The organism is Burkholderia stagnalis (assembly GCF_902830275.1).
GTDB classification, from domain to species: domain Bacteria; phylum Pseudomonadota; class Gammaproteobacteria; order Burkholderiales; family Burkholderiaceae; genus Burkholderia; species Burkholderia stagnalis.
Window position 1 is genome coordinate 578,518 of the sequence record NZ_CADESW010000002.1, and the last position, 22,723, is coordinate 601,240.

18 protein-coding genes are annotated in these 22,723 nt (G+C 67.6%); 4 read left to right on the top strand and 14 right to left on the bottom strand.

The window, feature by feature from the left end; translation table 11 throughout:
• Positions 1-52: 52 nt before the first annotated feature.
• The 3 genes from pdxA to HWY45_RS06675 form a co-directional block, all read right to left on the bottom strand.
• Positions 53-1,042: a 4-hydroxythreonine-4-phosphate dehydrogenase PdxA gene (pdxA, locus tag HWY45_RS06665; RefSeq protein ID WP_059879866.1), complete on the bottom strand. Its 990-nt coding sequence runs from the start codon at positions 1,040-1,042 to the stop codon at positions 53-55.
• Between the two features lie 11 nt (positions 1,043-1,053).
• Positions 1,054-2,412: a peptidylprolyl isomerase gene (locus tag HWY45_RS06670; protein WP_059879869.1), complete on the bottom strand. Its 1,359-nt coding sequence runs from the start codon at positions 2,410-2,412 to the stop codon at positions 1,054-1,056.
• A gap of 72 nt (positions 2,413-2,484) precedes the next feature.
• Positions 2,485-4,851: an LPS-assembly protein LptD gene (locus HWY45_RS06675; protein ID WP_059879873.1), complete on the bottom strand. Its 2,367-nt coding sequence runs from the start codon at positions 4,849-4,851 to the stop codon at positions 2,485-2,487.
• 214 nt (positions 4,852-5,065) lie between these two features.
• Here HWY45_RS06675 and HWY45_RS06680 point away from each other — a divergent pair, with 214 nt between their 5' ends.
• A complete protein-coding gene (locus tag HWY45_RS06680) occupies positions 5,066-6,100 on the top strand; it encodes an aminoglycoside phosphotransferase family protein (protein WP_059879875.1) in 1,035 nt (344 codons plus the stop codon).
• A gap of 2 nt (positions 6,101-6,102) precedes the next feature.
• On the top strand, positions 6,103-6,822 hold the full coding sequence (gene murU / locus HWY45_RS06685) for an N-acetylmuramate alpha-1-phosphate uridylyltransferase MurU (RefSeq protein ID WP_059879878.1): 720 nt from the start codon (positions 6,103-6,105) through the stop codon (positions 6,820-6,822).
• A 33-nt stretch (positions 6,823-6,855) separates the two neighbouring features.
• Here the strand turns inward: murU and HWY45_RS06690 are convergent, their stop codons facing one another.
• Positions 6,856-8,727: an ABCB family ABC transporter ATP-binding protein/permease gene (locus tag HWY45_RS06690; protein ID WP_059879882.1), complete on the bottom strand. Its 1,872-nt coding sequence runs from the start codon at positions 8,725-8,727 to the stop codon at positions 6,856-6,858.
• A gap of 174 nt (positions 8,728-8,901) precedes the next feature.
• Here HWY45_RS06690 and HWY45_RS06695 point away from each other — a divergent pair, with 174 nt between their 5' ends.
• Positions 8,902-9,300 (top strand): acyl-CoA thioesterase, encoded by a 399-nt coding sequence (locus tag HWY45_RS06695; RefSeq protein WP_059566103.1) that lies wholly within the window; start codon positions 8,902-8,904, stop codon positions 9,298-9,300.
• Between the two features lie 27 nt (positions 9,301-9,327).
• Here HWY45_RS06695 and HWY45_RS06700 read toward each other — a convergent pair whose 3' ends face one another.
• Complete coding sequence (locus tag HWY45_RS06700) at positions 9,328-9,810, bottom strand: nitrate reductase associated protein (protein ID WP_059566104.1); 483 nt, start codon at positions 9,808-9,810, stop codon at positions 9,328-9,330.
• A 124-nt stretch (positions 9,811-9,934) separates the two neighbouring features.
• Here HWY45_RS06700 and fdhD point away from each other — a divergent pair, with 124 nt between their 5' ends.
• Entirely contained in the window at positions 9,935-10,759 is an 825-nt protein-coding gene (fdhD, locus tag HWY45_RS06705; protein WP_059879884.1) for a formate dehydrogenase accessory sulfurtransferase FdhD, read from the top strand.
• On the opposite strand, the gene HWY45_RS06710 is transcribed toward fdhD, so the two are convergent.
• From HWY45_RS06710 to HWY45_RS06750, 9 genes are all read right to left on the bottom strand, one after another.
• Positions 10,744-11,886 (bottom strand): fatty acid desaturase, encoded by a 1,143-nt coding sequence (locus HWY45_RS06710; RefSeq protein WP_059879887.1) that lies wholly within the window; start codon positions 11,884-11,886, stop codon positions 10,744-10,746. The two genes, fdhD and HWY45_RS06710, sit on opposite strands and share 16 nt — an antisense overlap.
• Before the next feature lie 87 nt (positions 11,887-11,973).
• The gene (gene cyoD, locus HWY45_RS06715; RefSeq protein ID WP_059566107.1) at positions 11,974-12,306 is read right to left on the bottom strand and encodes a cytochrome o ubiquinol oxidase subunit IV; all 333 of its coding nucleotides are present in this window, start codon (positions 12,304-12,306) and stop codon (positions 11,974-11,976) included.
• Entirely contained in the window at positions 12,307-12,918 is a 612-nt protein-coding gene (cyoC, locus tag HWY45_RS06720) for a cytochrome o ubiquinol oxidase subunit III (protein WP_059566108.1), read from the bottom strand.
• A complete protein-coding gene (gene cyoB / locus HWY45_RS06725; RefSeq protein ID WP_059804038.1) occupies positions 12,918-14,930 on the bottom strand; it encodes a cytochrome o ubiquinol oxidase subunit I in 2,013 nt (670 codons plus the stop codon). The genes cyoC and cyoB overlap by 1 nt, the downstream gene beginning before the upstream one ends.
• Before the next feature lie 3 nt (positions 14,931-14,933).
• On the bottom strand, positions 14,934-15,824 hold the full coding sequence (gene cyoA, locus HWY45_RS06730; RefSeq protein WP_059566110.1) for a ubiquinol oxidase subunit II: 891 nt from the start codon (positions 15,822-15,824) through the stop codon (positions 14,934-14,936).
• Positions 15,825-16,246: 422 nt separating this feature from the next.
• On the bottom strand, positions 16,247-17,014 hold the full coding sequence (locus HWY45_RS06735) for an enoyl-CoA hydratase (protein WP_059804041.1): 768 nt from the start codon (positions 17,012-17,014) through the stop codon (positions 16,247-16,249).
• Positions 17,015-17,103: 89 nt separating this feature from the next.
• Positions 17,104-18,303, bottom strand: coding sequence for an acetyl-CoA C-acyltransferase (locus tag HWY45_RS06740; RefSeq protein ID WP_059879890.1), 1,200 nt, complete (start codon positions 18,301-18,303; stop codon positions 17,104-17,106).
• Between the two features lie 26 nt (positions 18,304-18,329).
• Positions 18,330-20,765 (bottom strand): 3-hydroxyacyl-CoA dehydrogenase/enoyl-CoA hydratase family protein, encoded by a 2,436-nt coding sequence (locus tag HWY45_RS06745; RefSeq protein ID WP_059879893.1) that lies wholly within the window; start codon positions 20,763-20,765, stop codon positions 18,330-18,332.
• 118 nt (positions 20,766-20,883) lie between these two features.
• Complete coding sequence (locus tag HWY45_RS06750) at positions 20,884-22,671, bottom strand: acyl-CoA dehydrogenase C-terminal domain-containing protein (protein ID WP_059566114.1); 1,788 nt, start codon at positions 22,669-22,671, stop codon at positions 20,884-20,886.
• Between the last annotated feature and the right edge of the window lie 52 nt (positions 22,672-22,723).

Genomic DNA, 22,723 nt, shown 5'->3' on the forward strand with positions numbered 1-22,723 from the left:
AAAAACGAAAACGCGTTGAATGGAATCGGGCCGGGCCGCTTTGCCGGGCGCGTCAGGCCGCGCGGCGATGGCGCGCCATCGTGACCGCGGTATCGAGCGCGGCGATCATGCTGCCCGGATCGGCGCGGCCGGTGCCGGCGAGATCGAGCGCGGTGCCGTGATCGACCGACGTGCGGATGATCGGCAGGCCGAGCGTAACGTTGATCCCCTCGCCGAACGTCGCGTACTTGAGTACCGGCAGGCCCTGGTCGTGAAACATCGCGAGCACGCAGTCCGCATCCGCCAGATAGCGGGGCTGGAACAGCGTGTCGGCCGGATACGGGCCGCGCGCATCGATGCCCTGCGCGTTCGCGCGGGCGAGCGCGGGCTCGATCACGTCGATCTCCTCGCGGCCGAGATAGCCGTTCTCGCCGGCGTGCGGGTTGAGCCCCGTCACGAGGATGCGCGGCGCGGCGAGGCCGAAGTCGCGCCGCAGGTCGCGATCGATGATGGCGAGCGTCTCGAGCAGGCCGTCGATCGTCAGCGCGGCCGACACGTCCTTCAGCGGCAGGTGCGTCGTCGCGAGCGCGACGCGCAGCGGCGTCGCGCCGGTGCCGGCCAGCATCATCACGACGCGCGGCGTGCCGGTGCGCTCGGCCAGGTATTCGGTATGGCCCGTGAACGGCACGCCCGCATCGTTGATCGTGCTCTTCTGCAGCGGCGCGGTGACGATCGCATCGTATTCGCCCGCGAGCGCGCCGTCGATCGCCGCGTCGAGCAGCGCGAGCACGTAGCGGCCGTTCGCGGCGTTCAACTCGCCCGCGCGCGCGGGCGCGGCGAGCGGCTGGCCCGCGACGGCAATCCGCCCGCCGGCGACGAGCGCCGGCCAGTCCGCGCCAACCGCCGCCGCGCGCCCGGCGAGCAGCGCCGCGTCGCCGAGCACCGTGAAGCGCGCGTCCGGCCAGCGCCGCGCGGCGTCGCGCAGCGCCTGCACGGTCAGCTCCGGACCGACGCCGGCGGGCTCGCCGGTCGTGATCGCGATATGCAGCGCGGGCGACGTCATCGGCGGCTCGCTCAGTTCTGCGGGCCGAAGCCGCCGATCTTGAACTGCACGTACGACGAATCGCGCAGCTCGCGCAGCCAGTCGGCATACGCCTGCTCGGCCTTGCGCTGGCCGATCGCCTGGCGTGCGATGTCCATCTGCTGCTGCACCGAGCCTTCGGACTCGCGGCGCTCCAGCACCTGGATCAGGTGGTAGCCGTATTCGGTGCGCACGGGAATGCTGACCTGGCCGTCCTGCAGGTTGTTCATCGCGCGCTCGAACTCGGGCACCGTCTCGCCGGGGCTGATCCAGCCGAGATCGCCACCTTGCGATGCCGAGCCGTCCTGCGAATAGGTGCGGGCGAACTTCGCGAAATCGCCGCCGGACTCGACCTGCTTGCGGATGTCGATCAGCTGCTGGCGCGCCTGGCCTTCGGACTTGCCTTCGCCGACGCGCAGCAGGATGTGGCGCACGTGCGTCTGCACGATCTTCGGCGCGGCGGCCGACGCGCCCTGGCTCTGGCGGCGGTCGACGAGGCGCACGATCTCGAAGCCGTCCGGCACGCGCACGAGCGTCGGATTGACCTGGCCCGGACGCAGCTTCGACGCGGCCGCGACGACGTCGGCCGGCAGCGCGCCCGGCGACTTGAAGCCGAGATCGCCGCCCTTCTTCGCGTCGTTCGCTTCCGAGTTGTTCTTCGCGAGGCGCTCGAAATCCGCGCCCGACACCGCCTGCTGCAGCAGCCCTTCGGCCTTCTTCTGCGCGGCCTCGATCTCGGCCTGCGGCGCATTGGTCGGCGCCTTCACGAAAATGTGCTGGAAGCGCAGGTCCTGCTGCTGCGACGCGTTCGGCCCGCGCTGGCTCGCGATATAGCTCGCGACTTCCGCGTCCGACACGGTGATCTTGCCGTCGACCTCGCGCTCGCGCAGCTTCGACAGCGTCAGCTCGGTGCGCGCGTCGCCGCGGAACACGCTCCAAGGCACGCCTTGCGCCTCGATCCGCGCGCGGTACTGGTCGAGCGTCATGCCGTTCGCCTGCGCGAGGCGCTGCAGTGTCGACTGCACGGCCGCATCGTCGACCCGGATCCCGTCGTCCTTGGCTTTCTGCACCTGGATGCGCTCGAGCACCATCTGGTTCAGCACCTGCGCGCGCATCTGGTCCAGCGGCGGCACCGGCGCATTCTGCTGTTGCAGGCGGCGCGAGATCAGGCCGACGCGCTGGTCGAGCTCGCGGCCCGTGATCACGTCGTTGTTGACGACTGCGACGACTTCATCGGTGAGCTGCGCGCCTTGCGAGCCGAGCGCCTGCGCCGCGGCCGGCGCGGCGGCGAGCAGCGCGGCGGACGCGGCGAGGCCGGAGACGACTGCCGCGAAGCGAAGGGTTTTCTTCATTGCCACTGATACTCCATTGAAATCGTGCTGATCCGGTGCCGGCGCCGTGTTCCGCTCGCGGACGCCCCGGCGTTAGTCGTAGTTGCTGAAGCGCGACAGCGGCGGCGCCGCCGGCGGCAACGGCATGTAGCCCGGCACCCCGGCCCGGAACGCGTTCACGAGGCCGTTGTCGATGCTCGACAGCCCCTTGAGCGTCAGCTGCGCCATGAACCGCGTCGCCGAAGTCTGCTGTTGCGACGAGTTCACGCCGTTCGCATACCGCTGGATACCGACCCCGAGCGCCCAGCAATCGGCGTCGTATTGTAAGCCGACCAGCCCGTCGATCACCCGGTCTCCCGAGAAGTCGTAGTTGAAGCGGCCGACCGCATACAGCCGGCGGGTCAGCGGCCACTGCGCGGACACCAGGAACTGGTTGATCGGCCGGCCATCGAGCGTCTGGGTCGCGCGCGTGTAGCGGTAGCCGACGTTGATCACCTTGCGCAGCTCGGGGCTGTAGCCGAAACCGATGCTCGATTTCACGAGCTGGTTGTTGTTCTGGTTGTACTGGAACGCCGTTTCCGACGCGAAACCCGAGCCGAGCTTGAGCGCGGCGCCCGCGATCAGGTCCGAGTGGCGCGCCTGCGACGCGGCCGGGGTCGACTTCAGCGTCACGCGCTGGTCGGTGAAGTAGTACTGCTGCGCGATCATGAAGCGCGCGCGCTCGTCGCCGGTGCGCGGATCGATGAAGCGCGACGTCAGCCCGGCCGTCAGGCGGTTCGCGTCGGCGAACCGGTCGTTGCCGACGAACGTGTTCGGCTGGTAGATCTCCGCGAGGCCGAAATCCGATTCCGCGGTGTCGAACAGCGGCGCGTTCGACTGGTTGCGGTACGGCGTATACACGTAATACAGGCGCGGCTCGAGCGTCTGGATGAAATCCTGGCCGAACAGGCGCACCGAGCGGTCGAAGATCAGCCCCGAGTCGAAGCTGACCGTCGGGATCGATTCGGTGAAGCGCTTCGGATTGTTCGGCGTGTTCGACGCCACGTAGCTCAGGTCGTACGACGCGAAGTGATACTGGACCTTCGGCACCGCGAAGTAGCCGGGGCCGTAGATGCCGTACGCGATGTACGGGTTGAACACGACCCGGTCGCCCTGCGTCGTGTCGGCCGTCGTGATGCGGAAACGCGAATAGTCGGCTTCCGCGCCGAAATCGAAGCCGCCGACGTTGTACTTCGTGTACTTCACGTTCAACTGCGGTTCGCGGCCGTACGGCGGCGCGCTCGACGGCGGCAGCGTCTGCCAGTGCTGGTAGCGCGCGAGCACCGACCACGGGCCGTTGTTGTACGTGAGCCCGGCTTCCTGCTGGTACAGCGTCTGCGTGCCGGTCACGAACTGGTTCGAGATGGACGCGAGGTCTTCCGGATAGGTGTTGTCCGAGACCTTGTTGTAGTAGACGTAGCCGCCGAAGCCGCTGCCGAAGTTCTGCTGGTGCTGCCAGTAGATCGCGTAGCGGTTGCGATGCGCGAGCCGGTCGTCCGGCAGGTACTCGCCCGTGAGCGTGCCCGAATAGCTCGCCGACAGGTAGCGGAACGTCGCCTGCGTCTGCACCCCGCGCTTCGTGATGATGCGCGGCGTGATCGTCAGGTCGCGGTTCGGCGCGATATTGAAGTAGTACGGCAGCGACAGCTCGAACCCGTTGTTCGAGTTGATCGAGAACGTCGGCGGCAACAGGCCGCTGCGCCGCTCGCCCGACAGCGGGAACGTCAGCCACGGGCTCGCGAAGATCGGCACGCCCTGGAAGAACAGCACGCCGTTGCGGGCCGTGCCCTCGTCGGCACCCGTGTCGAAGTCGAAGCGGCTGCCCTTGATGTACCACGCGGGATCCGTCGCGCACTGGCACGCGGTGTAGGTGCCGTTGACGAACACCGAACGCTCGGCGTCGAGCAGGTCGACGCGCTCCGCGCTGCCCGAGCCGCCCGTCGTGCTGAAATGGTACTTCGGCGCCGTCATGAAGCCCTGGTTCGCCTCGACCTTCAGATGCGCCTCGGGCCCGCTGAACGACGTGCCGGCGTTGACCACGCGGACCTGGCCGTACGCATCGGCCGTGTCCGTATCCTGGTCGTAATGGATCGCGTCGGCCTTCACGACCGCGTCGCCGCGGCGGAGCTCGGCCGAGCCCTTCGCGGCCAGGTCCTGCTCGGCCGTGCCGCTCGTGTGGTCGGCGATCACGAAGGTGGCCGGCTTCGCGCCCTCCTTCAGCGGATGCTCCTCGAGCTGGGGCGCGAGGCGAAGATCCCACGGCGTGTCGAGCGGCTGCGGCTGCGCAGCCGCACCCGTCAGCTGCGCGTGCGACACCGCCGGCACGAGGCCGGGCACGGCCAGGAGCGCGAGCGCGAGCCGCCGTTTGCGCGGCACCCCGTCACCGGGGAAAACATTCGGGAATAGCGGTTTGGGCGGCATCTATCGTTTGGCGAATCGCCCCTCGTCAACCCGTGCGCTCGCGCATCGCGGCCCGCGCAATCGAACCGTGACTGCGGCTGAGCGCAAACCAGGGGAGGCGATCGGGCGAACGGCGCGACAGGCAGCGGGCCTGCACGGCAGATGCTGACGCGGGGCGCGTCAAAAAAGTCGTGGGGTATTATATGGCAAGACGTTCCCCCCTCCTCCGAGTTTCATGACGCTCCCATCCGACGATTCCCGCCTCGACGCGCTCACCGCCTGGCTGCACCCGCTCGCCGAGCGCTACGCCCTCGATCTCGCCACCCTTGCGCCCGCGTCCGAGGACGCCAGCTTCCGCCGCTATTTCCGCGTCGCGGCCGCGTCGCAGCCCGGCGGCTCGCTGATCGCCGTCGACGCGCCGCCGCCCGAGAAATGCCGGGAGTTCGTGCAGGTCGCCGGGCTGCTCGCCGGCGCGGCCATCCACGCGCCGCAGGTGCTGGCCCACGATTTCGACGCCGGCTTCATGCTCGTGACGGATCTCGGCCGGACATCGTACATCTCGGTGCTCGACCCGGCCGATCCGCTCGCCGCCCGGCCGCTGATGCGCGACGCGCTCGATACGCTGATCCGTTTCCAGCTGACGTCCGCGCCGGGCGTGCTGCCGCCGTTCGACGACGCGTTCCTGCGCCGCGAGATGGAGCTGATGCCCGAGTGGTACATCGGCCGGCACCTCGGCAAGACGGTCAGCGACGCGATGCGCGGCACGCTCGAGCGCACCTTCGCGCTGCTGATCGCGAGCGCCCGCGCGCAGCCGCAGGGCTTCATGCTGCGCGACTTCATGCCGCGCAACCTGATGGCCTGCACGCCGAACCCGGGCGTGCTCGACTTCCAGGACGCGGTGGAAGGCCCGCTGACCTACGACGTCGTATCGCTGTTGCGCGACGCGTTCATCAGCTGGGACGAGGAATTCGAGCTCGACTGCTTCGCGTACTACTGGGAAAAGGCGAAGAAGGCCGGCCTGCCGGTCGATCCGGACTTCGGCGAGTTCTACCGCCAGCTCGAATGGATGGGCCTGCAGCGGCACATCAAGATCCTCGGCTTGTTCGCGCGCATCAACTACCGCGACGGCAAGCCGGCCTACCTCGCGGATCTCCCCCGCTTCCTCGCATACGCGCGCAAGGTCGCGCTGCGCTACCGCCCGCTCGTGCCGTTCGCGAAGCTGCTCGACGAGCTCGAAGGCACGACGGCCGACGTCGGCTATACGTTCTGAAGATGAGTCATCCTCTCACCACGGCGATGATCTTCGCCGCCGGGCGCGGCGACCGGATGCGCCCGCTCACCGACACCTGCCCGAAGCCGCTGCTCGCGGTGGGCGGCAAGCCGCTGATCGTCTGGCAGATCGAGTGGCTCGCGCAGGCGGGCATCGAGACCATCGTGATCAACCATGCGTGGCTCGGCGCGCAGATCGAAGCCGCGCTCGGCGACGGCGCGCGCTGGGGCGTGCGGCTCGTCTATTCGGCCGAAGGCGACGCGCTCGAAACGGCGGGCGGCATCGCGCAGGCGCTGCCGCTGCTCGAGCGCGACGGCCGGCCGGCCGTCTTCGTCGCGGTCGCGGGCGACGTGTTCTGCGAATTCGACTACCGGGCGCTCGCCGCGCATGCGGCGCGGATGGCCGCGCTCGACACGCCCGCGATGCATCTCGTGATGGTGCCGAACCCGCCGTTCCATCCGTCGGGCGATTTCGCGCTCGGCGACGACGGCCGGCTGTCGCTCGACGGCGCCGCGCGCGTCACGTTCGGCAGCATCGGCCTGTACGACACGCGGATGTTCCACGACCTCGCGCCCGGCACGCGGCGCGCGCTCACGCCGTACTTCCGCGCGACGATCGAAGCCGGCCGGGCAAGCGGCGAGCTGTACGAAGGGATCTGGGAAAACGTCGGCACGCCCGCGCAGCTCGGCGAGCTCGACGCGCGGCTGCGCGCCGCGCGCTGACCGGAGCGGGCCGCGCTCCGTGCGCCGGCCCGCTCAGACTTCCTCGGCTTCTTCCCCGCCCGCCGCCGCGCGCTGCTGCTGCAGCGCCCACATCTGCGCATACAGCCCGTCCGCGCGCACGAGTTCATCGTGCGTGCCGCGTTCGACGATCCGCCCGTGATCCATCACGAGAATCTGCTGCGCGTGCACGACCGTCGACAGCCGGTGCGCGATCACGAGCGTCGTGCGATGCCGTGCGATCTGCTCGAGCTCGTGCTGGATCGCGCGTTCCGAGCGCGAGTCGAGCGCGGAGGTCGCCTCGTCGAACAGCAGGATCGGCGGGTTCTTCAGCAGCGTGCGCGCGATCGCGACGCGCTGCTTCTCGCCGCCCGACAGCTTGAGGCCGCGCTCGCCGACCGGCGTGTCATACCCCTTCGGCAAGCTCTCGATGAAATCGTGGATATGCGCGGCGCGCGCGGCCGCGATCACCTCGTCGCGGGTCGCGGTCGGCCGGCCGTACGCGATGTTGTAGTAGATCGAATCGTTGAACAGCACCGTATCCTGCGGCACGATGCCGATCGACGCGCGCAGCGAATCCTGCGTCACGTCGCGGATGTCCTGCCCGTCGATGCGGATCGCGCCGCCCGCCTGCCGGTCGAGATCGTAGAAACGGAACAGCAGGCGCGACAGCGTCGACTTGCCCGAGCCGCTGTGGCCGACCACCGCGGTCGTCGTGCCCGCGTCGATCGTGAACGTGACGTCGTGCAGGATCGACCGGGCCGGCTCGTACGCGAAGTTCACGTGCTCGAAGCGCACCTGCGCGCCGTCCACCGCGAGCGGCGGCGCATCGGGCGCATCCGCGACCTCCTTCGCCGCCGACAGCAGCCCGAACATCCGGTCCATGTCGGTCAGGCTCTGCTTCAGCTCGCGATACACGACGCCGAGGAAATTCAGCGGAATGTACAGCTGCAGCATGAACGTGTTGATCAGCACCAGGTCGCCGAGCGTCAGCTTGCCGGCAAGCACGCCCTGCGTCGCGCGCCACAGGATGAACACGAGCCCCGTGCCGATGATCGCCTGCTGGCCGAAGTTGAGCACCGACAGCGAGTTCTGCGAACGGATCGCGGCCTTGCGGTAGCGCTTCAGGTTCTCGTCGTAGCGCTGCGCCTCCCATTCCTCGTTGCCGAAGTACTTGACCGTCTCGTAGTTGATCAGCGAATCGATCGCACGCGAATTCGCGCGCGAATCGAGCTCGTTCATCGTGCGGCGGAAATGGGTGCGCCAGTTGGTGACCTTCACGGTGAACACGATGTACGTGATCAGCGCGGCGAACGTCACGTACGCGTAGTAGGCCTCATATTTGACGATGAAGAAGCCGAGCACGAGGCCGACCTCGACGAGCGTCGGCAGGATGCTGTACAGCGAATACGAGATGAGCTGCTGGATGCCGCGCGTGCCGCGCTCGATGTCGCGCGACATGCCGCCCGTCTGGCGCTCGAGGTGGAACCGCAGCGACAGCCCGTGCAGGTGCCGGAACACCTGCAGCGCAAGCTGGCGCACCGCGCTCTCGGTCACCTTCGAGAACAGGATCTCGCGCAGCTCGGTGAACAGCGACGTCGACAGCCGCACCAGCGCATACGCGATCACGAGCAGCCCGACGCCGCCCGCGAGCACGATCGCGGCCGACTGCTCGGCGCGGCCGAGCGCGGTGAGCTGCTGCACCCCGGCGAGATGGTCGACGATGCGCTTCATCACGACCGGCACGCCGAGGTTCGCGACCTTCGCGCCGATCAGGCAGCCGAGCGCGAGCAACACGCGCCATTTGTAGGTCGTCAGGTAAGGCAGCAGCGAACGAATGGTCTGCCAGTCGTTGCGGGGCCCGGATTGAAGCGGCGCGGGCTCGCCGGAAGCGGGAAATCGGCGCATGGGGGACAGGGCGGTCGGCGGTGCGCGCCGGGCTGCATGGCCGCCGGCTCACCCGCTTTCTCGTACAATTTGCGAACGTTGTATTGTCGCAGAAGCCGGTTCGCGCCGCTGTCGGCGGCCTGCCCGGCCGCCCGCGCGGGCCGGCGTGTCTTATTACAGGATGAAAGCTTCGCCATGACCGACTCCCCGCTCGCCCTCCCGCAAAAACAGCCCGCCCTGCGCGTCGTCCCGCAACCGTCCGACGCGAACGTCCACGGCGACGTGTTCGGCGGCTGGATCATGTCGCAGGTCGACATCGCCGGCTCGATTCCCGCGAGCCAGCGCGCGAACGGCCGGGTCGCGACCGTCGCGGTCAATTCCTTCGTGTTCAAGCAGCCGGTGTTCGTCGGCGACCTGCTGAGCTTCTATGCGACCGTCACGCGCACCGGCAACACGTCGGTCACGGTCGACGTCGAAGTATTCGCGCAGCGCATGCGCCTTGCCGGAGAAGTCGTCAAGGTGACCGAAGCGACGCTCACCTACGTCGCGACGGGCCCGGACCGCAAGCCGCGCTCGCTGCCGCCGCTCGCGTAACGTCCGGGGGCCGGCACGGCCGCCGCGTCAGTGCGTGGCCGTCAGCCCGAATTCCCGCATCGCCGGCAGGAAATCGTGGTTCAGCTTCGGCTTGCGCGACAGCTTGACCAGCACGTAGCGCTGGAACGGCGCGAGCCGCTGCCATTGCCCGACGTCCGGCGCCGGCAGCCCCGCCAGCGCACTCTGCTGCACCAGCGCATCGGGCACCCGCTCGGTGCTGCGCCAGGTCGGCTGATCGTCCGGCTGGAACCAGCTCGGCTCGAGATCGGCGTGCGTGCGCAGCATCTCGAACAGCGCGTGGTCGAAATTGGGTTCGATCGCGGTGTCCTCGTCGGCGGGGAAGCGGGCGAGCAGCTTGCGATCCTCGAGCGGCAGCAATTGCCACTGCTCGAGCGAGATCCGCAAGCCGAAGCGGTCGAGGTTGAAACGCACGATCATCGGGATGTACGTGAAATTTTCCGATGAATCGCGTTCGAAATTGAAAAGCAACGGCGTGTCGCTGAGTCCCATGGCATGACCTGAAGTGGCGAATACCGGCGCGGCCGGCCTGCCTGAGGTATTTTAGAACCTCTGCGCGCGAACGGCGGCCCGATCGGCGTTCCGCCCCGCGCGCGTCCAATCAACGGGAGCCAGTGTGAATCCGACCGAATCCGCCGAACCGCGCGGCGCGATCGAGCTGTCCGTGCGCCGCACGCGCGGCGACGCCGCCGAGACGGCGATCGACCACGTCGGCCAGGAATGGCCGGTCGCGCTCGTCTTCAACGGCATTTCCCACGCGGTGATGATGTGCACGCCGCGCGACCTCGAGGCGTTCGCGGTCGGCTTCGCGATCTCGGAAGGGATCGTCGCGCGCGGCAGCGACATCAAGGACATCGAGGTGATCCTGCACGCCGACGCGCCGCTGCCGCATGCCGAAGTCCATCTCGAAGTCGTCCAGCAGGCGTTCGCCGCGCTGAAGGACAAGCGCCGCGCGCTCGCCGGGCGCACCGGCTGCGGCGTATGCGGGATCGAAAGCATCGACCTGCTCGACCTGGCGCCGGAGCGGGTGCCCGACACCGGCTTTCTCGCGCGCCTCGCGCCCGACGCGCTCGCGCGCGCCGCGCGCGAGCTGCCGGCCCACCAGGCGTTGACGCAGCTCACCGGCGGCCTGCACGCGGCCGCGTGGTGCGACGCAACAGGGGCGATCCATGCCGCGTTCGAGGACGTCGGCCGCCATAACGCGCTCGACAAGCTGATCGGCTCGCTCGTGCTGGCGCGCGCCGACACGACCGACGGCTTCGTGTTCCTGTCGAGCCGCGCGAGCTACGAGCTGGTGCGCAAGGCGGCGCGCGTCGGGATCCCGATGGTCGCGACCATTTCCGCGCCGTCGTCGCTCGCGATCGCGATCGCGCGGCAGGCCGGCCTGCGGCTCGTCAGCTTCTGCCGCGCGACCGGCTACGTGGATTACGACACCGTGTGACGCAGCTCGGCGCCCGCCGGCGCGGGCGTGCCCGGCGCAGGCGGCGCGCTGGTCCGCTCGCTGGTCCGGTTGCCGAGGTAGTCGGTCCAGTAATGGTGCTCGGTATCGTAGAGCTTGCAGCGGCGGGCCGTGTCGAAATACCAGCGCCAGCTGAAGGGCTGCACGACGATGCGCCCGGGCAGCATGTCCTCCAGCTTCGCCTGCGCGGGCTTGAGCTGGTAGAGCGGCACGCTCATGTCGACGTGGTGGGCGGTGTGCTCCATGATGTGGTGCAGCAGGCCGCCGATGCCGAAGCGGAACGTCAGGTGCAGCGTGGTCGACACGAACGGCGCGGCATTCGACCACTCGGTCCGGTTCGCATGCCACGCGATGCGCGGATCGGTGTGGTGCACGTACACGACGAAGCCGATCATCGAGACCCAGAACAGGAACGGCACCAGCACGCCGGTCGCGAGCAGCAGCGCGACCGGCTGCCGCGTCGCCAGCGCCACCCACACGACGGCGGCGATCCACACGGCCGCGAAGCCGGTCACCAGCAGGCAGTCGCGCCGGAACACGGGCCGCGACGCGCCGATATAGGTTTTGGTCGGGAAATACATCCTCAGCCACCAGACCTCGACGAGATAGTAGAGCCCCGGCGCCCAGCCGCTGCGATAGATGCGATCGAGCATGCGGCGCACCGGCGACAGCGCAGCGAACTCCGCCGGCGTATGTGGCGCCCACACGAAGTCGAAGCCCTTCAGGTTCGTATAGCCGTGATGCACCACGTTGTGGCCGACTTCCCACAGGCTGTACGGCGTCAGCGACGGCAGGAACGCGATGCGGCCGAGCCAGCGGTTCAGCCGGCGATGGGGCGTCAGGCTCTGGTGGCACGCGTCGTGCCCGATGATGAAGAGCCGCCCGGTGATGAAGCCGGCGGCCATCCCGCACGCGATCTTGCCGACGATCGACGGGATCAGCAGCGCGCCCGCGAACGCCGCGAACAGCAGCAGGTAGTCGAGCACGAGCAGCGCGACCGGGCGCATGATCTCGCGCGTCGCGAACGGCACGAGCCACGCGCGGATGACCTTGCGATGGGGGATCGGCTCGTCGGGACGAACCGGTGTCTGGGAATCGTTGTTGACCATGATGCAGCAAGGCGCGCGAATCGCGCGCCCCCGAAAGGAAACCAGCCGCGCGACGTGCGCGGCGCGAATGCATGACCCGGATGCCGGTTAGCGCGACATCATGTTCATGCTGACGTTGTGCATCACCCACAGCGTCCCGAAGATCAGGATCAGCGCGGTGAGCACCGTGTAGCTGAACGCCATCACGTTCCAGCGCTGGCTGGACGAGGCGTTCATGTGCAGGAAGCAGGCGAGATGCACGACGATCTGCACGAACGCGAGCACCGCGAGCGTGATGATCGCCGCCTTCGGCGCCAGCATGCCGCCCATCACGAGGCCGAACGACGCGGCCGTCAGCAGCACCGACAGCACGAAGCCGACCATGTAGCCGCGGGCCGTGCCGTGCGCTTCGTCGTGGTGTATGAGTTCCGAATGGGCCATTTAGATCACGCTCGCGAGATAGACGAAGGAAAACACGCAGATCCAGACGATGTCGAGGAAGTGCCAGAACAGGCTCAGGCACATCAGGCGCCGGACGTCGCGCTCGGTCATGCCCGGGCCGCGGGCAATCTGCACGACGAGCACGACCATCCACAGCAGGCCGACGGCGACGTGCAGCCCGTGCGTGCCGACCAGCGTGAAGAACGCCGACAGGAACGCGCTGCGCTGCGGGCCCGCGCCCTCGGCGATCAGGTGCGAGAACTCGCGCATTTCCATCGCGAGAAATGCCGCGCCGAGCACGAACGTGACCGCGAGCCAGACGAACACCGTGCCGCGCCGGCGGCGCTGCGCGCCGAGCATCGCGAAGCCGTACGTGATGCTCGACAGCAGCAGCACGGCGGTCTCGAGCGCGACGCCCGGGATGTCGAACAGGTCCTTCGCGCCCGGGCCGCCCGCATACTGGTTGCCGAGCACCGCGAAGGTCGCGAACAGCGACGCGAAGATCACGCAGTCGGTCATCAGGTACAGCCAGAACCCGAACACCGAATGCGACGGCGGATGCGCGTGCGCCCCCGGATGGCGGGCCGCGCCCGCGAGAGTTTGAGATGACATCAGTTCGCCTCCAGTTCGGCTTCCGGCGACGGCGCGCGCATCCGCACGCCCGTGCGTTGTTCCTCGATCTTGCGGACGGTATCCGCCGGTATGAAATAGCCTTCGTTGTCCTGCGCGCTGTACAGCACCACCGTCGCGACGATGCCGACCAGGCCGGCGATCGCGAGCCACCAGATGTGCCATACCAGCGCGAAGCCGAGCAGCAGGCTGAACACGCCGACGAACAGGCCCGCGCTGGTATTCGACGGCATGTGGATGTCCTCGTACTTGACGTTCTTGCCGAGCCCGAGACCGAGGCCCTTCGCCTTGCGGTACGCAAGCTCGTCGAGCTCATGCACGTTCGGCGTCACGGCAAAGTTGTAGACCGCCGGCGGCGACGACGTCGCCCACTCGAGCGTGCGGCCGTTCCACGGGTCGCCGGTCGCGTCGCGATACTGCGGCAGGTGGCGGTTCCGCCAGCCGACCCACACCGAAGCGACCTGGCACACCACGCCGAGCGCAATCAGCACCACGCCGAACGCGGCGACCAGCAGCCACGGCTGCCAGGCCGGGTTGTCGTAGTGGTTCAGGCGGCGCGTCATGCCCATGAAGCCGAGCACGTAGAGCGGCATGAACGCGACGTAGAAGCCGGCCAGCCAGCACCAGAACGCGCGCTTGCCGAATTTCTCGTCGAGCTTGAAGCCGAACACTTTCGGGAACCAGAAATGAACGCCCGCGAAATAGCCGAACACGACGCCGCCGATGATCGTGTTATGGAAATGCGCGATCAGGAACAGGCTGTTGTGCAGCACGAAGTCCGCGCCGGGAATCGCCAGCATCACGCCCGTCATGCCGCCGAGCGTGAACGTGACCATGAAGCCGATCGTCCACATCACCGGCGCCGTGAACTCGACGCGCCCGCGGTACATCGTGAACAGCCAGTTGAAGATCTTCACGCCGGTCGGGATCGCGATGATCATCGTCATGATCCCGAAGAACGCGTTCACGTTCGCGCCCGAGCCCATCGTGAAGAAGTGGTGCAGCCACACGAGAAACGCCAGCACCATGATCGCGCACGATGCGTACACCATCGTCTTGTAGCCGAACAGCGGCTTTTTCGAGAACGTCGCGATCACTTCCGAATAGATGCCGAACGCGGGCAGCACGAGGATGTACACCTCCGGATGGCCCCACGCCCAGATCAGGTTCAGGTACAGCATCGCGTTGCCGCCCGCCTCGTTCGTGAAGAAGTGCATGTCGAGGTAGCGGTCGAGGCCGAGCAGCGCGAGCGCGACCGTCAGGATCGGGAACGTCGCCATGATCAGCACGTTCGAGCACAGCGCCGTCCACGTGAACACCGGCATCTTCATCAGCGTCATGCCCGGCGCGCGCATCTTGATGATCGTCACGAAGAAGTTGATCGCGGTGATCAGCGTGCCGACACCGGAGATCTGCAGCGCCCACAGGTAGTAGTCGACGCCCACGCCGGGGCTGAACTGCAGCTCGGAGAGCGGCGGATACGCGAGCCAGCCCACCTGCGCGAACTCGCCGATCACGAGCGAGATGTTCATCAGGATCGCGGCCATCGCCGTCATCCAGAAGCTCAGCGAATTCAGGAACGGGAACGCGACGTCGCGCGCGCCGATCTGCAGCGGCACGATCAGGTTGAAGAACGCGACCAGCAGCGCCATCGCCATGAAGAAGATCATGATCACGCCGTGCGCGGTGAAGATCTGGTCATAGTGATGCGGCGGCAGGTAGCCGGGGCCGTTGTACGCGAGCGCGAGCTGCAGGCGCATCATCACCGCGTCGGCGAAGCCGCGCAGCAGCATCAGCACCGCGACGACCAGGTACATCACGCCGATCTTCTTGTGGTCGACCGAGGTCAGCCATTCGCTCCACAGCCATTTCCAGCGGCCGGTGGCCGTCAGCGTGGCGACGATGCCCAGCACGACGAGCCCCATGAAGGCGCTCGCCCCCATGATGATGGGCTGGTCGAACGGGATCGCCGAAAGTGTCAGTTTGCCGAACATGCGTTACCCCTTCGTCGTACAGGCGGCGTCCTTCAGGTCGAGGACGTGCCCGTCGTTGTATTTCGCGATGATGTTGTGAAACAGCTTCGGGTCGACCGTCGAGAAGTAGCGCACCGGCGCCTTCTCGCTCGGCTGCGCGACGGTGCGGTATGCGGTCATGTCGAGCCGGTCGGACGAGGCCTTCACCTTCTGCACCCATGCGTCGAACTGCTCGCGCGGCTCGGCGAGCGTGCGGAACTTCATGTCGGAGAAGCCGCGGCCGCTGTAGTTGGCGGACACGCCCGCGAAGTCGCCCGCCTCGTCGGCGATCAGGTGCAGGCGCGTCTGCATGCCGGCCATCGCGTAGACCTGGCTGCCGAGCTGCGGGATGAAGAACGAATTCATCACCGAATCCGACGTGATGCGGAAATTCACCGGCGTGCCGACCGGAATCGCGAGCTGGTTCACCGACGCGATGCCGAGCTCCGGATAGATGAACAGCCATTTCCAGTCGAGCGCGACGACCTCGACGTCGATCGGCTTGACCGACGACTCGAGCGGCTTGTACGGGTCGAGCTCGTGCGTGGTCTTCCACGTGAGGATGCCGAGGAACAGGATGATCAGCGTCGGCACCGTCCAGATCACGACCTCGATCGCGGTCGAGTGCGACCACTCCGGTGCATAGGTTGCATTGCGGTTCGACGCGCGGTAACGCCATGCGAAGAACAGCGTGAGCAGGATCACCGGCACGACGACGATCAGCATCGTCCATGTCGAGGTCGCGATCAGCGCTTTCTCCGCGACGCCCACCGCGCCCTTCGGATCGAGCACGTGAAGATCGCTGCATCCGGCGAGTCCCGCCAGCAGCCCGATGACGGGGGCTGCGCGCGCCCCGCCGGTGATTCGTCTGATCATCGTTCGTTTGCCTGAGTGTCGTTGAGAAGGACTGCCGGGGTCGTGTACCCCCGCCGTCGCGCGGCGCGTGTCGACCGCAGCGACCTGCGCGCGAACTTTACGGAATGTTGCGGCGGTGCATCTTGACGACGAACAAACTTCGCCGATTTCCGCTAAAACGAGCCGGACGCGGCAGCGGTGCCGGCTCGGGGCGATGTCCGTCAACCGCAGGCGGGGCAAGGGATTCGCGCGTCGGGGCGCGCAGCGCGTGGTGGGTGAGCGGTCGCGGCGAACGGGCGAAAGATCGCAGTGGTGCACCGCGACATGAAGGGCGTTGAAAGCCGATGGATGGCGGGCGCAAATGAAAGCGCCCCGCGGATGCGGGGCGGGATGACTTCAGGCCGGCGCGGCGACGATCATCGGCCGCGCGCTCGCAGGCCGCGTCAGTCGAACTGGCGGAAGTCCGGCTTGCGCTTCTCGAAGAACGCGGCCATCGCCTCACGCGCTTCCGGCTCGCGCAGCATCGTGCTGAAGTGCTGCGCCTCCTGCGCCATCCGCGCGGGCACCGCCGCACCGCCCGTATCCTTCAGCAGCGCCTTCGTCACGCGCAGCGACGACGCCGGCAGCGCGGCGAGCTTCGCCGCCTGCTTCGCCGCGAACGCATCGAGCTCGGCGGCCGGCAGCACGCGGTTGACGATGCCGATGCGGTGCGCCTCGAGCGCATCGAACGCCTCGCCGAGCAGCAGCTTCTCGGCCGCCACCTGATGCCCGGCCAGGCGCGGCAGCAGCAGGCTCGACCCGGCCTCCGGGCACAGCCCGAGCTGCACGAACGGCAGCGAGAACGTGGCCGTGTCGGCCGCGTAGACAAGGTCGCAATGCAGCAGCATCGTCACGCCGACGCCCACCGCCACGCCCGGCACCGCGGCGACGATCGGCTTCGACGCGCTGCTGATGCGCGCGAGAAACTGGAACACCGGCGCGCTGTCGTCCTTCGGCGGCGCCTTCAGGAAGTCCTCGAGATCGTTGCCCGCGCTGAAGTTGCCGTCGCCGCCGCGCAGCAGGATCACGCGAACCGCCTTGTCCTCCTGCGCTTCGCCGAGCGCGTCGGCCATCGTCTGGTACATCGCGGCCGTCAGCGCATTCTTCTTCGCGGGCCGCGCAATGGTGATCGTCATCACGCCGTTGGCGCGTTCCACCTGGATGTCCGTCACAAGCGTCTCCTTGGCTGTATCCATTCCGAATGACAAAAACGGTGCGCGAGCTCGTGGCCCGCGCACCGTCGTACTGCTGTTCGCCTCGCTTACAGGCGTTCGATGATGCCCGCGGCGCCCATGCCGGTGCCGACGCACATCGTCACCATCCCGTACTTCAGGTTGCGGCGGCGCAGGCCGTGCACGACGGTCGCGGCGCGGATCGCACCGGTCGCGCCGAGCGGGTGGCCGAGCGCGATCGCGCCGCCCACCGGGTTCACCTTCGACGGATCGAGGCCGAGATCGCGGATCACCGCGAGCGACTGGGCGGCGAACGCCTCGTTCAGCTCGATCCAGTCGAGATCGTCCTGCTTCAGGCCCGCGGCCTTCAGCGCGGCCGGAATCGCTTCCTTCGGGCCGATGCCCATGATTTCCGGCGGCACGCCGCGCACCGCGAAGCTCACGAAACGCGCGAGCGGCGTCAGGTTGAACTGCTTGAGCACCTTCTCCGACACGACGAGCAGCGCAGCCGCGCCGTCCGACGTCTGCGAGCTGTTGCCGGCCGTGATCGAGCCCTTGTTCGCGAACACCGTGCGCAGCTTCGCGAGGCCTTCGAGCGACGTGTCCGCGCGCGGGCCTTCGTCGAGCGCGATCGTGCGCGTCTTCACGTCGATCTCGCCGGTCGCGAGGTTCGGGAAGCGCTCGGTGATCGTGTACGCGGCGATCTCGTCGTTGAACTCGCCGGCCTGCTGCGCGGCGAGCGCCTTGCGGTGCGACTCGAACGAGAACGCGTCCTGGTCTTCGCGGCTCACCTTCCAGCGGTCGGCAACGCTCTCGCCGGTCATGCCCATCCCGTACGCGATGCCGAAGTCTTCGCTGCGATCGAAGATGTGCGGCGACATCGACGGCTTGTTGCCCATCATCGGCACCATGCTCATCGATTCGCAGCCGCCCGCGAGCATCGCGTCCGATTCGCCGACGCGGATGCGGTCCGCCGCCATCGCGAGCGCGGTGATGCCCGATGCGCAGAAGCGGTTGACCGTCACGCCGGCGACCGTGTTCGGCAGGCCCGCGAGCAGCGCGCCCATCCGCGCGACGTTCAGGCCCTGCTCGGCTTCCGGAATCGCGCAGCCGATGATCGCGTCCTCGATCAGCTTCGTGTCGAAGTCCGGCACATGTGCGACGGCCGACTTGATCGCGTGCACCAGCAGCTCGTCCGGGCGCGTGTTCTTGAAGACACCGCGCGGAGCCTTGCCGATCGGCGTGCGGCTGGCGGCGACAATGTATGCGTCTTGCAGTTGTTTGCTCATTTCAGACTCCTTGCCTGTCCACTCGCTCAGTTACGCACCGGCTTGCCGGTCTGCAACATGCCCATGATCCGTTCCTGCGTCTTCTGCGTGCCGAGCAGCTCGACGAACGCGCGGCGCTCCAGCGCCAGCAGCCATGCCTCGTCGACCAGGCTGCCCGCCTCGACGTCGCCGCCGCACACCGCTTCCGCGATGCGGCTCGCGATCAGGAAATCGTGGTCGCTGATGAAGCGGCCGTCGCGCATGTTGACGAGCGATGCCTTGATCGTCGCGATCGCCGAGCGGCCCGCCACCGGCACGTCCTTCGCCTTCAGCGGCGCGCGGTAGCCCGTGTCGGCCAGCGCGCGCGCTTCCTTCTTCGCGGTGTCGAGCAGCTCGAACACGTTGAAGACGATCGTGTCGGACGGCTTCACGTAGCCCATCGCGCGCGCATCGTGCGCGGAGGCCGAGACCTTCGCCATCGCCGCGTTCTCGAACGACTTCGTAACGAACTTCAGGATGTCGGTGGTCGCGTTGGCCGCGGTGGCCGCGTCCGCCGCGCGCAGCGCCGCTTCCTTCAGGCCGCCGCCAGCCGGCACGAGGCCGACGCCCACTTCGACGAGGCCGATGTAGCTCTCGACGTGCACCACGCGCTTCGCGCTGTGCAGCATCAGCTCGCACCCGCCGCCGAGCGCGATGCCCGACACGGCCGCGACCACCGGCACGTTCGCGTACTTCACGCGCAGCATGCCTTCCTGGAACTTCTTCACGAACGGCTCGATGCCCTTCGCGCCGCCCATCATGAACGCCGGCATCGCCTCTTCGAGGTTCGCGCCCGCCGAGAACGGGCCGCCCGGCGCGCCGAGCTTCAGCGACGTCGGCTGCCAGATCACCACGCCCTTGTAGTCCTTCTCCGCGAGCTCGATCGCCTGCACGAGGCCGTCGATCACGCTCGGCCCGATCGTGTTCATCTTCGACTTGAACGACACGATCACGACGTCGTCCTCGCCCGCGCGGTCGTCGACCCATGCGCGCACCGCATCGGTCTCGAACAGCGTCTTGCCGTAGGTCTTCGGGTCGGCGCCGGCTTCGCCAAGCAGCGGCGCACGGAACACTTGCTTCTTGTAGACGGCCAGGTCCGAACGCGGCACGAAGCGCTTCGACGCCGGCGCCCACGAGCCTTCGGCCGTGTGCACGCCGCCCTTCTCGGCCACCGGGCCTTCCAGCACCCACGACGGCAGCGGCACGTTCGCGAGCGCCTTGCCGGCCGCGATGTCTTCCTGCACCCACTCGGCAACCTGCTTCCAGCCGGCGGCCTGCCAGCCTTCGAACGGGCCTTCGTTCCAGCCGAAGCCCCAGCGGATCGCGAGGTCGACGTCGCGCGCGTTGTCGGCGATCGACTCGAGATGCACGCCGATGTAGTGGAACACGTCGCGGAAGATCGCCCACAGGAACTGCGCGTGCGGATGGTCCGTTTCACGCAGCAGCTTCAGGCGCTCCGCCGGCGGGCGCTTCAGGATGCGGCCGACCGTTTCGTCCGCCTTCGCGCCCGAATCGACATAGGTGCCCGTCTTCGCGTCGAGCACCTTGATCGCCTTGCCTTCCTTCTTGTAGAAACCGCCGCCCGTCTTCTGGCCGAGCGCGCCCTGCTTCACCAGCTCGGCGAGCACGGCAGGCGTCTGGTAGACCGGGAAGAACGGATCGTCGGCGAGGTTGTCCTGCATCGTCTTGATCACGTGCGCCATCGTGTCGAGGCCGACCACGTCCGCGGTGCGGAACGTCGCCGACTTCGCTCGGCCGAGGCGGCTGCCGGTCAGGTCGTCGACTTCGTCGAAGCGCAGGCCGAACTTCGCGGCCTCGGTGATCACCGCGAGGATCGAGAAGATGCCGACGCGGTTCGCGATGAAGTTCGGCGTGTCCTTCGCGCGCACGACACCCTTGCCGACGACGCTCGTCAGGAACGTCTCGAGCTGGTCGAGGATTTCCGGGCGCGTGTGCGCGGTCGGGATCAGCTCGACGAGGTGCATGTAGCGCGGCGGGTTGAAGAAGTGCACGCCGCAGAAGCGCGCCTTCAGCTCGTCCGAGAACCCTTCGGACAGCTTCGTGATCGACAGGCCCGACGTGTTGGTCGCGAAGATCGCGTTCGGCGCGATGTGCGGCGCGACCTTCTTGTACAGGTCGTGCTTCCAGTCCATCCGCTCGGCGATCGCCTCGATCACGACGTCGCACTCGGCGAGCTTCGCGATGTCATCCTCGTAGTTCGCGGCCTCGAGGTATTTCGCGTCGTCCTTCACGCCGAACGGCGCGGGCGACAGCTTCTTCAGGTTCTCGATCGCCTTCAGCGCGATCGCGTTCTTCGGGCCTTCCTTGGCCGGCAGGTCGAACAGCAGCACGGGTACGCGCGCGTTGACGAGGTGCGCGGCGATCTGCGCGCCCATCACGCCAGCGCCCAGCACGGCCACCTTGCGAATGATGAAATTGCTCACGGGATATCTCCGGATAGTGCCGCGCGGCGCGGATCGTATCAATGGCGGCGCGGCGATGTAGGTACCAGGAACCGTATCGGCCGGGCGACGCGCGGTGCGCGCGCCGCCCGGCGTCCGATCAGAACAGCGATTCGTCGACTTCCATCATCGTCTTCGAGCCGGCGCGCGCGGCGCGGATCGTCGATGCGGTCTCGGGCAGCAGGCGCGCGAAGTAGAAGCGTGCGGTCGCGAGCTTCGACTTGTAGAACGGATCGCCCGACGCTTCCTTGTCGAGCGCGAGGCGCGCCATGCGGGCCCAGAAATACGAGAACACGAGGTGGCCGACGGTGCGCAGGTACGGCACGGCGGCAGCGCCCACTTCGTCCGGGTTCTGCATCGCCTTCATGCCGATTTCCATCGTCAGCTTCTGCACCTTCTCGCCGATGTCGGCGAGCGGGTTGACGAACTCGGACATCTCCGGCTTCACGCCTTCGGCCTCGACGAAGTCCGACACGATCTTGCCGAACTTCTTCAGCTTCGCGCCCATGTCGCCGAGCACCTTGCGGCCCAGCAGGTCGAGCGACTGGATCGAGTTCGTGCCTTCGTAGATCATGTTGATCCGCGCGTCGCGCACGTACTGCTCCATGCCCCACTCGGAGATGAAGCCGTGGCCGCCGTAGATCTGCATCGCGTGGTTGGTCGACTCGAACGCGTTGTCGGTCAGGAACGCCTTGATGATCGGCGTGAGCAGCGCGACGAGGTCGGCCGCTTCCTTGCGCACCGCTTCGTCGCCGTGCGACAGCTCCTTGTCGATCTGCAGCGCGGACCAGTACGTGAACGCGCGCGCGCCTTCCGCATACGCCTTCTGCGTGAGCAGCATGCGGCGCACGTCCGGGTGCACGATGATCGGGTCGGCCGGCTTGTCCGGCGCCTTCGGGCCCGTCAGCGAGCGCATCTGCAGGCGCTCCTTCGCGTACGTGAGCGAGTTCTGGTACGCGACTTCCGTGAGGCCGAGGCCCTGCATGCCGACGCCGAGGCGCGCGGCATTCATCATCACGAACATCGCGTTGAGGCCCTTGTTCGGCTCGCCGACCATCCAGCCCTTCGCGTTGTCGAGGTTCATCACGCAGGTCGAGTTGCCGTGGATGCCCATCTTGTGCTCGATCGAGCCGCACTTGATGCCGTTGCGCTCGCCCGGCTCGCCCGCCGCGTCGGGGATGAACTTCGGCACGATGAACAGCGAGATCCCCTTCGTGCCTTGCGGCGCGTCCGGCAGGCGCGCGAGCACGAGGTGGATGATGTTCTTCGACATGTCGTGCTCGCCGCTCGAGATGAAGATCTTCGTGCCGCTGATCGAGTACGAGCCGTCGCCGTTCGGTTCGGCCTTGGTGCGCAGGATGCCGAGGTCGGTGCCGCAGTGCGGCTCGGTCAGGCACATCGTGCCCGTCCATTCGCCGGACACGAGCTTCGGCAGGTACTGCTTCTGGAGTTCCGGCGCGCCGTGCGCGTGCAGGCATTCGTAGGCGCCGTGCGACAGGCCCGGATACATCGTCCATGCCTGGTTCGCCGAGTTCAGCATTTCGTAGAGCGCGTTGTTCACGAACGCGGGCAGGCCCTGGCCGCCGTAGTCCGGATCGCAGCCGAGCGCCGGCCAGCCGGCCTCGACGTATTGCTGGTAGGCCTCCTTGAAGCCGGTCGGGGTCTTCACGACGCCGTCGCCGACGTACGTGCAGCCTTCACGGTCGCCGACCTGGTTCAACGGGAACAGTACCTCGGAGCAGAACTTGCCCGCTTCTTCGAGGACCTGGTTGATCGTGTCGGCATCGAGGTCCGCATGCCTGGGCATGTGCTTGACTTCGGCTTCGACGTTCAGAAGCTCGTGCAACACGAATTGCATGTCGCGCAGCGGCGCGGCGTACTGTCCCATGACTCTCTCCAAAGTAGGGCTATCGCTCGAGCTCCCGGCGGGCGGATCACGC

Excerpts from the sequence above, each read along its gene's own strand:
- pdxA (WP_059879866.1), bottom strand. The coding sequence starts at position 1,042 with ATGACGTCGCCCGCGCTGCATATCGCGATCACGACCGGCGAGCCCGCC.
- HWY45_RS06670 (WP_059879869.1), bottom strand. The coding sequence starts at position 2,412 with ATGAAGAAAACCCTTCGCTTCGCGGCAGTCGTCTCCGGCCTCGCCGCG.
- HWY45_RS06675 (WP_059879873.1), bottom strand. The coding sequence starts at position 4,851 with ATGCCGCCCAAACCGCTATTCCCGAATGTTTTCCCCGGTGACGGGGTG.
- HWY45_RS06680 (WP_059879875.1), top strand. The coding sequence starts at position 5,066 with ATGACGCTCCCATCCGACGATTCCCGCCTCGACGCGCTCACCGCCTGG.
- murU (WP_059879878.1), top strand. The coding sequence starts at position 6,103 with ATGAGTCATCCTCTCACCACGGCGATGATCTTCGCCGCCGGGCGCGGC.
- HWY45_RS06690 (WP_059879882.1), bottom strand. The coding sequence starts at position 8,727 with ATGCGCCGATTTCCCGCTTCCGGCGAGCCCGCGCCGCTTCAATCCGGG.
- HWY45_RS06695 (WP_059566103.1), top strand. The coding sequence starts at position 8,902 with ATGACCGACTCCCCGCTCGCCCTCCCGCAAAAACAGCCCGCCCTGCGC.
- HWY45_RS06700 (WP_059566104.1), bottom strand. The coding sequence starts at position 9,810 with ATGGGACTCAGCGACACGCCGTTGCTTTTCAATTTCGAACGCGATTCA.
- HWY45_RS06710 (WP_059879887.1), bottom strand. The coding sequence starts at position 11,886 with ATGGTCAACAACGATTCCCAGACACCGGTTCGTCCCGACGAGCCGATC.
- cyoD (WP_059566107.1), bottom strand. The coding sequence starts at position 12,306 with ATGGCCCATTCGGAACTCATACACCACGACGAAGCGCACGGCACGGCC.
- cyoC (WP_059566108.1), bottom strand. The coding sequence starts at position 12,918 with ATGTCATCTCAAACTCTCGCGGGCGCGGCCCGCCATCCGGGGGCGCAC.
- cyoB (WP_059804038.1), bottom strand. The coding sequence starts at position 14,930 with ATGTTCGGCAAACTGACACTTTCGGCGATCCCGTTCGACCAGCCCATC.
- cyoA (WP_059566110.1), bottom strand. The coding sequence starts at position 15,824 with ATGATCAGACGAATCACCGGCGGGGCGCGCGCAGCCCCCGTCATCGGG.
- HWY45_RS06740 (WP_059879890.1), bottom strand. The coding sequence starts at position 18,303 with ATGAGCAAACAACTGCAAGACGCATACATTGTCGCCGCCAGCCGCACG.
- HWY45_RS06750 (WP_059566114.1), bottom strand. The coding sequence starts at position 22,671 with ATGGGACAGTACGCCGCGCCGCTGCGCGACATGCAATTCGTGTTGCAC.